Below are 8,623 nucleotides of genomic sequence, written 5' to 3' on the forward strand. Positions count from 1 at the left end.
TGCTGTCCAACTGTGACCGAACAGACGCTTTTACTAATCACTATTCACTTCTTTTTATTTCACTGACCACTGCCTTTTGGCGGGGCCACGCCCCCGATAAATCGGGGTCTCGCAATGACGGGCGAGGAAAATCGGCGGGCGCGGTATGCCCCCGTGAGGGGCGGTGCTGCCTGTTAAAACCGTAATTATGCGCCGCAAACCGACGCGATCCTTTTTTTAGAAAGGAACTTCGTCGGAAGAAACAGGCGACGATGTTTCGTCGTCCGAAGCGGCGGAACCCGCGACCGAACCCGGCGCGGGCATTCTTTCGAGCGTCTGTATCTTATTGACGACTATCTCTATGGTAGTGCGCTTTTGTCCGTCTTTGGTTTCCCACTTGTTCGAGCGAAGAGAACCCTGCACGATTACGGGCGCGCCTTTCTTCAGGCGCGGTTTCCATCTTTCGGCGTACTCGCCCCAGATGACGGCGTCGATAAATGTCGCATCGTCCGTCCATTCGCCCTGTTTACTCTTTACGCGGCGATTGACCGCCAGAGACAAATTGCCTACCGCGGTTCCGCCGGACGTGGTTCTAAAGTCCGGGTCGGCTGTAAGACGCCCCGCGACTATTACTACGTTTACTTCGGGAAGCTTTAACTGTGCCACTTTCCCCTCCTTGTTATTATCGCGCCGGGGGCGACGTTATGCTTGTGCGCGTATTGTTTTAATTACACCGAAATACTTATATCCGCAACGCGGACGAATTATATGCGGCGCGGGAACTCTCGACGCTATTCGGGTTTTGCAACGGGCGCCGGTGCGGACACGGGCGACGATACCGGCTCCGGACGCGGACGGCGAGGCGCCGCGGGTTTAATCTTAGAAGGTTTTTCCTTGGCGACGGAAAGATGCCTTATTACCGCATCCGAAAGATGCAGGAAATTTTCCAGTTCAACCAATACCGCGGGTCCCGCTTTGTACTCCGCGTAAATGTAACATCCCTCGGAGCGTCCGTCGATGGGATATGAGAGTTTTTTGACGCCCTCGTTCTCAAGAAGAGACACGGTCGAGCCGTCTTTGGAAAGGATTTTTTTGACTTTGTCGATGAGGGTCTCTATCGCCTCGGGGGGTAGTTCCGGCGATAGAATGAGTGTGGTTTCGTAACTGTTCACTGCTTCCTCCTTTACGGGTTTCCCGCGGTAGCGGACACAAAGTCCGGACTCTTCGGGATAATCCTCGCCACCCGACGGGGGGCGAAGAAAAGGGTGTTATTACTTAAACAAGAAGCGCCGTAAGACGGCGCAACTACAATAACCGGCGGGATCACCTGTAGCCGCTACGCAAGGCGGGGCTCTACGTATTTCAGGGTAAATTTCAGGGCGTCGGCGGTTTATCTTCTATGAGTTCCACTGTGGCGCGTTTGCCGAGTTTTGCCGAGGCGGAGTTTACTATGGTTCTTATCGACTTTATTATTCTGCCTTCTTTGCCGATGATTTTTCCTCTGTCGGACTCGGCGACTCTCAACTCCATCACCGTTCCTTTCTCGCCGGCTACTTCTTTGACGTCAACCTGATCGGGATTGTCCACAAGAGCCTTGGCCATATAGATGACGAGGTCTTTCATCGGGTTCCTCCTCCAGTTGAAAATCATGATGTAAAACCGCCTTTCAGGGAGTTATTCAGGATTTCGCCAGATGAGTTTTAAGAATGCTCTTGGCCTTTTCCGTGGGTTTAGCGCCGACGGAGATCCAGTACTTAAGTTTTTCGTCGTCGACTTCGAGTTTTTTGGCGTTGTCGGCCTCGCGGGGATTGTAACGTCCCAGCAATGCGACGGGAGTGCCGTCTCTGCGGGAGTGTTCCTCCGCGACGACTATCCTAAAAAAAGGGGTGTTTTTTCTTCCGGTTCTGGAAAACTTTATCTTTAATGCCACGTTTATGCTCCTATCAGGCCCGATGAACTAACCTCTCGACTCTTCGTGACCGTCTGCTATTATAATTAAAATTGGGCTCTATGTCAAATCCGACGGAAGGCGGCCCGGAAAATCCTGCCGAATGCAACCGACGGCCCGACGGCGGCGCGGAAAATTGAATTACCCGCCACAAGCACCGAAGCGCCCGACGATACGGACTTTGAGGCGGTGGCCGCGTCTATCCCGCCGTCGACGGAGACAAGCGCGGACGGGTTAACCTCGTCGAGCAGAGCGCGGACTTTGCGGATTTTACCCGCTGAAGATTTTATAAACTTCTGCCCGCCGAAACCGGGCTCGACGCTCATTACAAGAACTATGTCGACCAGATGCGCCAGCGAATCGAGCGAGTGTGCCGGAGTTTCAGGTTTAATGGATATGCCGGCCAGGGCTCCGGCTTTTCTTGTCGCGGTCAGGAGCGCGGCAAGAGTGGCCCGGCTTTCACTTTCCAGATGAAATGTAACGGCGTCGGCTCCGGCCAAGAGAAAGTCACCCAGATACTTCGACGGCTTGGATATCATCAGATGGACGTCGAAGAAAAGTTTTGAGGCGTTTCGCAGGGATTTTATCACAGCCGGCCCGATGGTTATATTGGGAACAAAGTGACCGTCCATAACATCTATATGGAGCCACTTGGCGCCGGCGCGCTCCACGGAGCGGATTTCTTCGCCGAGACGCGAAAAGTCGGCCGATAATATCGACGGCGCCACTATCACCGCCGGCGACGGCCTCAGAGTTTTCGGACCGACGCGCTTCTTTTTAGTTTTCATCTTCCCGCCACCACGCTGACGACGGTTCCCGGCTCGACGATGGTATCGAACTCCGGCGTCTGCCTTATGACTTTTCCCACAAACTTAAAATTATCCTCAAAATTGTATTCCACCGTGGCGCCCGTCTCGCGCGCCCAGGCCTCCGCCTTCTCAACGCTCTGCGCTGTAAAATCGGGCAGAAGCACAACGTCCGCAGGAGGCGCTCCGCCCGAAATGACCAGGTTCACCACCGTTTCCTTTGATACCCGCGCGGCGGGCGGCGGAGATTGTTTTATGACGTAATCCGACGGATATTTCAGCGAATAGTTTTTTGTTATCTCTCCTAAAATAAGAGTCGCGGCGCGAATTTTTATTTCGGCCTGCCTGAGATTCTGCCCTTCCAGCGTCGGAACGAATACGCTTTCCGCGCCGACGGCGATGGTTACTCTTATTATTCTTCCCTCGCGCACTCTCATTGCAGCCGGAGGATTCTGCCGCACGATGACGCCGGTCGGCAGATTTTTGTCGAACTCCACGGCGACTTTGCGAAGACCCAGATTGAGCGGCTCCAAAAGCTCCAGCGTCTCGAAAAGCGTTTTTCCGACAACGTCGGGAACGTCGACTTCGCGGCGGGAGTGCACAAAAGATTCAAACGTCCAGTTGGCCAAAAGCCCCAGGAATACCGCGAAAATTACGCCGTAAATTATAAATCTGGTTTTTTTCATAATGGGTTTATTGAAAAATCCCGTCATTTATCATTACGCGGCAATCTCTCACCCGACGATGACAGCGAGATTGCTTCGTCGTTCATCAAGTAGGGGCGTATTGCAATACGCCCCTACAATTCCTCGCAATGACAGTCAAGAGGACTTTTTCAACAATTTCATAATGTTGCCCAAAGGGTCAAAAAAAATGTCAGACGCCCAACTGCCCGCACGCCGACGATATATCGCGCCCTTTGTTGGATCTTATTATAGTAAAAATGCCGCGCGAAACAAGATAATCGCGTGCCGCTTCAAGATCTTTTCCGTCGGGGGCGCGGAAATACGACGCCTCCGACGCCGCGCGGGAGTTTTCGTTGAACGGAATGAGATTTACCACAAACGCGGCGCGCTCGGATATGAACCTCAGCAGTATAAGCGCGAGTTCTTCGAGGCGTTTTGGAGTGTCGGTGACGCCCTTTATCATCACGCACTCGAAGGTCAGCCGCGTCCCCGACGAAACGGCATAGTCGCGGGCGGCTTCAAGAAGCGTGGCGACTTTCGAGGCGGCGCGGGGGATGAGTTTTTTCCTGAGGTCGTCGTCGGCCGCGTGAAGCGAAACGGCCAGCCGCACCTTGAAACCGTCGGCGGCGAGGCGGCGAATGCCGGTGATTATTCCTACGGTAGAAAGCGTGATATGTCGCTGCCCCAGCGCCGATTTGTCGGGCGAGCTGATGTCGGATATGGCGCCGGCGACGGATTCATAGTTCAGCAGCGGCTCGCCCTGCCCCATAAAAAGCACGCTCGTGATTTTGTTGCGCTCGCCGCCGCAACGGGCGACATAATCGCCCGCGGCCAGGAACGTCTCGGCGATTTCGCCCCGCGTAAGGTTGCGTTTGAGGCCTTCGCCCGAAGCGCAAAAAGCGCATCCCACGGCGCAGCCGGCCTGAGACGAAATACACACGCTTAAAGCGCCTTCGCGGGCGCCTTTAAGAATAACCGCGGGGAAAGACACTCCGTCGGAAGCGGCCATGTCTATGCGCACAGTGCCGTCGGAGGACACTTGGAGCGGGGCATGTTCGAGGGATGTCACGGTAAAATGTTCGCCGAGCTGCCGCCTGAACGCCGCAGACAGGTTGGCCATGGCTCCGAAATCGCGCGCGCCCTTTTTAAAAATCCAGTCGTATATCTGACGGCGACGGTACGGTTTCTCTCCGATGGATTTAAGGAAACCGTCGAGGTCCGAATCAGAAAGTGAAAGAATATGTTTCATAATAAGATAACAAAAACCGGAGGCGGCGCGCGAGGGACGTCGGCGCCGTCGATGAATCGCTCAGTGAATTATTTTTGGGACGGAGTACTTGGCTTCCGCGGCTTTTGAGGCCATTGCTTCCAGACGCCTGATTCTTTCCTCGACGGGAGGGTGCGTCGAAAAAAGCGCGAAAGCCGACTTTCCCCCGAACGGATGGACTATGTAAAGATGGTTGGTGACGGGACTTGGTTCCACGGAATTAAGCCGGATGCCCGCGGCGAGTTTTCGCAAAGCCGAGGCCAGAGCCATAGGGTCGCCGGACAACGCGGCGCCGGATTTGTCGGCGGAAAATTCGCGCGAGCGCGATATGGCCATCTGTATGAGCATTGCCGCAAGCGGAGCGAAAATCGCCATTATGAGCATTTCGCCGCCTCCCCGTCTGGTGTTGCGGCCGCCGCCGCGGCCTCCGAATATCATAGCCCACTGCGCCATTCTGGCCAGCATAAATATCGCGCCGGCAACGGTGGCCGCCACAGTGGATATGAGAGTGTCGCGGTTTCTTATGTGGGCAAGTTCGTGGGCCATAACGCCTTTCAATTCTTCGTCGGAAAGAAGAGAAACGATGCCGCGTGTCACGGCAACCGCCGCGTTCGAGGGATTTCTCCCCGTGGCAAAGGCGTTGGGCATTTGTGTCTCCATAACGTAAAGCTTGGGCAAAGGCATATTGTTCGATATGGCCAGACCGCTTAATATGCGCCGCACATTTTGGAGATCTCCGTCGGCCGCGGGTTTTGCGCCTGTGACGGCCAGAATCAACTTGTCCGAAAACCACCAGGCGAAAAAATTTATCGCCGCGGCGAAAATCAGCGCGATAATCATACCGTCGTTGCCGGCCAGACGCTGCCCGACGAGCACAAAAAGGGCCGTGAGCGCGAAAAGAAGAAGAAATGTTTTAATTGCGTTCATAATTAAGTTCGCTCCGTTTTGAGCAACTCTTCAAGCGCTCCGGAAAGCCGCGAAACGTCGACGCGGGTGTTGACGCAGGGTCCTTCCGGTTGGGAGTTTTCCACGGCCAGTACCCTGGCGGGCCATACGGCCGTTATGCCTTCGACGAGTTCGCGTTCGCACGCCACGGCAAGAATAATATCAGCGCCGGACTCTTCAACCCATTTTTTGGCCAGGCGCCCACCGGTGGCTACTTTTATGATTATACCATATTTTCCTTCGAGAGAAAGGATTCCGGCGACGTCGCATTTTCCGCAGGCGCGGCAGTTAAGAATATCGGAGGTTATTTTGTGCGGACAGGAATCCAGCTGCAAACAATGAGGAAGAAGAAGCAAAACGGAGGCGGCGCGTTTTCCGCGCAGCGAGTCGCAGGTAAGCTTGTTGTTGATCTCCACGACTTTGCGCTCTATGCACCCGCGCAGCGACGGCAGCAGACGACCCGCCAGATGGGCGGCGGGAAAGACGATATTTATAAATGCGCGGCGTTTCATTTTATGATTTCACCGAATCCACAAGGCGCGGCGCTATGTCGCCGGACGTCGACGACAACTCGGCGGCGAACTTTGAGTAACTTTCCAGCGCCGGATTGCCGTCCAGAACTGTTTCCAGCGCCGCCATAACGGATTTTTTATCGGGCGACACCGAAGCGGCGCCCGGCAAAACCGCGGCCGCAAGAGGAACATTTGACTTCTTCGATTTGTGTAAACGACATAAGATTTGACCGCCAAAGGCGCGCCGGCGCCCCGCATTTCTTCACATTATATATAAGTTTGAGTGTTTGGAAAAGGTCATTAAAAATTGTATACTCAAACCCGCTTTTTTGTAAAAATAATCGTCTCTATCCGGAGGTTCATTTTTTTATGGCCAAGTCAACGGTTTCAAAGAAGTCGCTGTCCGCCAAAGAAATAGGGGAGTTGCGCGCGAAGCATCTGCTTCCGTCGACGATGACTTATTTCACCGAGCCCCTCAACATAGTAAAGGGCGAAATGCAGTACGTTTACGACGACGCGGGTAAAAAGTATCTCGACGGTTTCTCCGCCGTGGTCACGATTTCCGTGGGTCACTGCCACCCCGACATAGTGCCCAAGATACAAGCGCAGGTGGCTTCGTTGCAGCACATGACGACGCTTTATTATCATCCCAACATCGCCCTCTACGCCAAGAAAATGGCGGAGGTCGCCAAGAACGCGAATCCGGCTCTGCAGGTTTCTTTCTTCACGAACGCAGGATGCGAAGCCAACGAATTGGCCGCGCTTCTTGCCAAAAACTATACCAAACAGATGGAGTTTGTGGCGCTCAGGCACTCGTTTCACGGACGCACGCTGATGGCAATGTCTCTTACGGGACAAAGCGCCTGGAGGCACTCGCTGCCTTACGTCTTCGGAGTGTATCACGCGCCGGCCGGCTACTGCTACCGTTGTCCGTTCGCTATGACGTATCCGGCCTGCGATATGGCCTGCGCCAAAGATATCGAGGGCGTGATAAAATATTCTTCGTCGGGCAAAATCGCCGGTTTCATAGCCGAGCCCATACAGGGTTTCGGAGGCGTGGTGGATCCGCCCAAGGAATATTTCAAAATCGCATATGACATCGTCAAAAAATACGGCGGCGTATTCATAGCCGACGAAGTGCAGACCGGCTTCGGCCGCACGGGCGATAAATTCTTCGGCATAGAGCAGTGGGGAGTAAAGCCCGACATAATAACCATGGCCAAAGGTATAGGAAACGGGGCTCCTTTGGGCGGAATAATCGCCACCGCGGACATTGCCGAATCTATGCGCGGAAAAGTCCATTTCAACACTTACGGCGGAAATCCCGTCTCGATGGCCGCGGGCCTCGGCGTGCTTGAAGCGATTGAAAAATATAATTACGCCCACAACGCGGCGGTCGTAGGAAAACACATGAAAGAGAAGTTGATGGAGCTTATGGGCCGCCACAAGATTATCGGAGACGTGCGCGGCAAAGGGCTTATGCTCGGCTTTGAGCTCGTCAAAGACAGAAAAACGAAAGAACCGGCGGCCAAAGAAACGCTGCGCATAATGGACCTTGCCAAAGAAAGAGGTCTTTTGGTCGGCAAAGGCGCCATGGCCGGCAACGTGATAAGGATAAAACCGCCTCTGTGCATTTCAAAAGACGACGCGGACTTTATCTACAAGGTGCTCGACGAGTGTCTGGGTATTGTGGAGAAAGAGTCGAAGTAAAAAAGGAGGTCACTTATGAGTTATATCGAGCAAAACCTCTCGGCTGGCGAACGGGTTATCCATCGCACCAAAATACATTGGGTAATATTTATATTGCCTTCCATCATCGCTGCCTTAGGTATGCTAAGTTTTACCGCAGGACGTGACGGTATAGGCGGTGGTATCTTTTTCCTGCTCATCTCTATTATACTTGGGGGCTTAAGATTCATAAATTATCAATACTCGGAGTTTGGTATAACAGATAAGAGAGTATTGATAAAAGTGGGTCTTATCCGCAGACAATCCCTTGAAACACTTCTCACAAAAATAGAAAGTATCCAAGTAAATCAGGGAATACTCGGGAGGGTTTTAAACTACGGAACCTTGATAATTAGGGGAACCGGAGGAACAGCGGGTAAGTACAATAATATATCAAATCCTTTCGAGTTCCGAAAAAAAGTTCAGGAACAAATCGACCTACGGCATAAACAATAGGTGGAATAAAGGGAAAAGAACGACATTGTATCGGGTTGGAAATACCCTCAACCGCTGAAACATAAAAAATATACAGGCGGCCTTTAAACGGGCTGCCTGTTTTTTTGTCGGCGGGTTCTATTTTATCACCGCAAACTTCTTCGTCAGCGTTACGTCGGGAAATCCCGCTTTTCTTGCGCGGATGTAATAGATGTAAACGCCGCTTGCGAGGCGTGTGGCGTCTATCGGCTGCTCATAATAACAGACGCCTTCCGAAGTTTTATATGCGCTCCCGTCGATACCGGCCTCGGCGATAA

At 53.2% G+C, this 8,623-nt stretch carries 11 protein-coding genes; 2 read left to right on the forward strand and 9 right to left on the reverse strand.

From position 1 onward, the window contains the following. Nucleotides 1-216 precede the first annotated feature (216 nt). The 9 genes from CVU77_09120 to CVU77_09160 form a co-directional block, all read right to left on the reverse strand. Complete coding sequence (locus CVU77_09120) at nt 217-645, reverse strand: single-stranded DNA-binding protein (GenBank protein ID PKN00656.1); 429 nt, start codon at nt 643-645, stop codon at nt 217-219. A 125-nt stretch (nt 646-770) separates the two neighbouring features. After that, on the reverse strand, nt 771-1,151 hold the full coding sequence (rpsF, locus tag CVU77_09125) for a 30S ribosomal protein S6 (GenBank protein PKN00657.1): 381 nt from the start codon (nt 1,149-1,151) through the stop codon (nt 771-773). Between the two features lie 202 nt (nt 1,152-1,353). Next, entirely contained in the window at nt 1,354-1,602 is a 249-nt protein-coding gene (locus CVU77_09130; GenBank protein ID PKN00658.1) for an RNA-binding protein, read from the reverse strand. A gap of 55 nt (nt 1,603-1,657) precedes the next feature. Next, nucleotides 1,658-1,909, reverse strand: a complete 252-nt coding sequence (gene rpsP / locus CVU77_09135) for a 30S ribosomal protein S16 (GenBank protein PKN00659.1) — start codon at nt 1,907-1,909, stop codon at nt 1,658-1,660. Nucleotides 1,910-1,992: 83 nt separating this feature from the next. Next, on the reverse strand, nt 1,993-2,715 hold the full coding sequence (rpe, locus tag CVU77_09140; GenBank protein ID PKN00660.1) for a ribulose-phosphate 3-epimerase: 723 nt from the start codon (nt 2,713-2,715) through the stop codon (nt 1,993-1,995). Next, on the reverse strand, nt 2,712-3,446 hold the full coding sequence (locus CVU77_09145) for a hypothetical protein (protein ID PKN00661.1): 735 nt from the start codon (nt 3,444-3,446) through the stop codon (nt 2,712-2,714). The genes rpe and CVU77_09145 overlap by 4 nt, the downstream gene beginning before the upstream one ends. A gap of 163 nt (nt 3,447-3,609) precedes the next feature. Further along, on the reverse strand, nt 3,610-4,668 hold the full coding sequence (locus CVU77_09150) for a 23S rRNA (adenine(2503)-C(2))-methyltransferase RlmN (protein PKN00662.1): 1,059 nt from the start codon (nt 4,666-4,668) through the stop codon (nt 3,610-3,612). Between the two features lie 60 nt (nt 4,669-4,728). After that, a complete protein-coding gene (locus CVU77_09155; GenBank protein ID PKN00663.1) occupies nt 4,729-5,613 on the reverse strand; it encodes a protease HtpX in 885 nt (294 codons plus the stop codon). 2 nt (nt 5,614-5,615) lie between these two features. After that, entirely contained in the window at nt 5,616-6,143 is a 528-nt protein-coding gene (locus CVU77_09160) for a hypothetical protein (GenBank protein ID PKN00664.1), read from the reverse strand. A 369-nt stretch (nt 6,144-6,512) separates the two neighbouring features. On the opposite strand from CVU77_09160, the gene CVU77_09165 reads away from it, so the two are divergent. Both CVU77_09165 and CVU77_09170 read left to right on the forward strand, forming a co-directional pair. Further along, nucleotides 6,513-7,853, forward strand: a complete 1,341-nt coding sequence (locus CVU77_09165) for an aspartate aminotransferase family protein (GenBank protein ID PKN00666.1) — start codon at nt 6,513-6,515, stop codon at nt 7,851-7,853. Nucleotides 7,854-7,868: 15 nt separating this feature from the next. After that, nucleotides 7,869-8,327, forward strand: a complete 459-nt coding sequence (locus tag CVU77_09170; GenBank protein PKN00665.1) for an MFS transporter permease — start codon at nt 7,869-7,871, stop codon at nt 8,325-8,327. Nucleotides 8,328-8,623 lie beyond the last annotated feature (296 nt).

This window comes from Elusimicrobia bacterium HGW-Elusimicrobia-1 (assembly GCA_002841695.1).
Classification (GTDB): Bacteria; Elusimicrobiota; Endomicrobiia; order PHAN01; family PHAN01; genus PHAN01.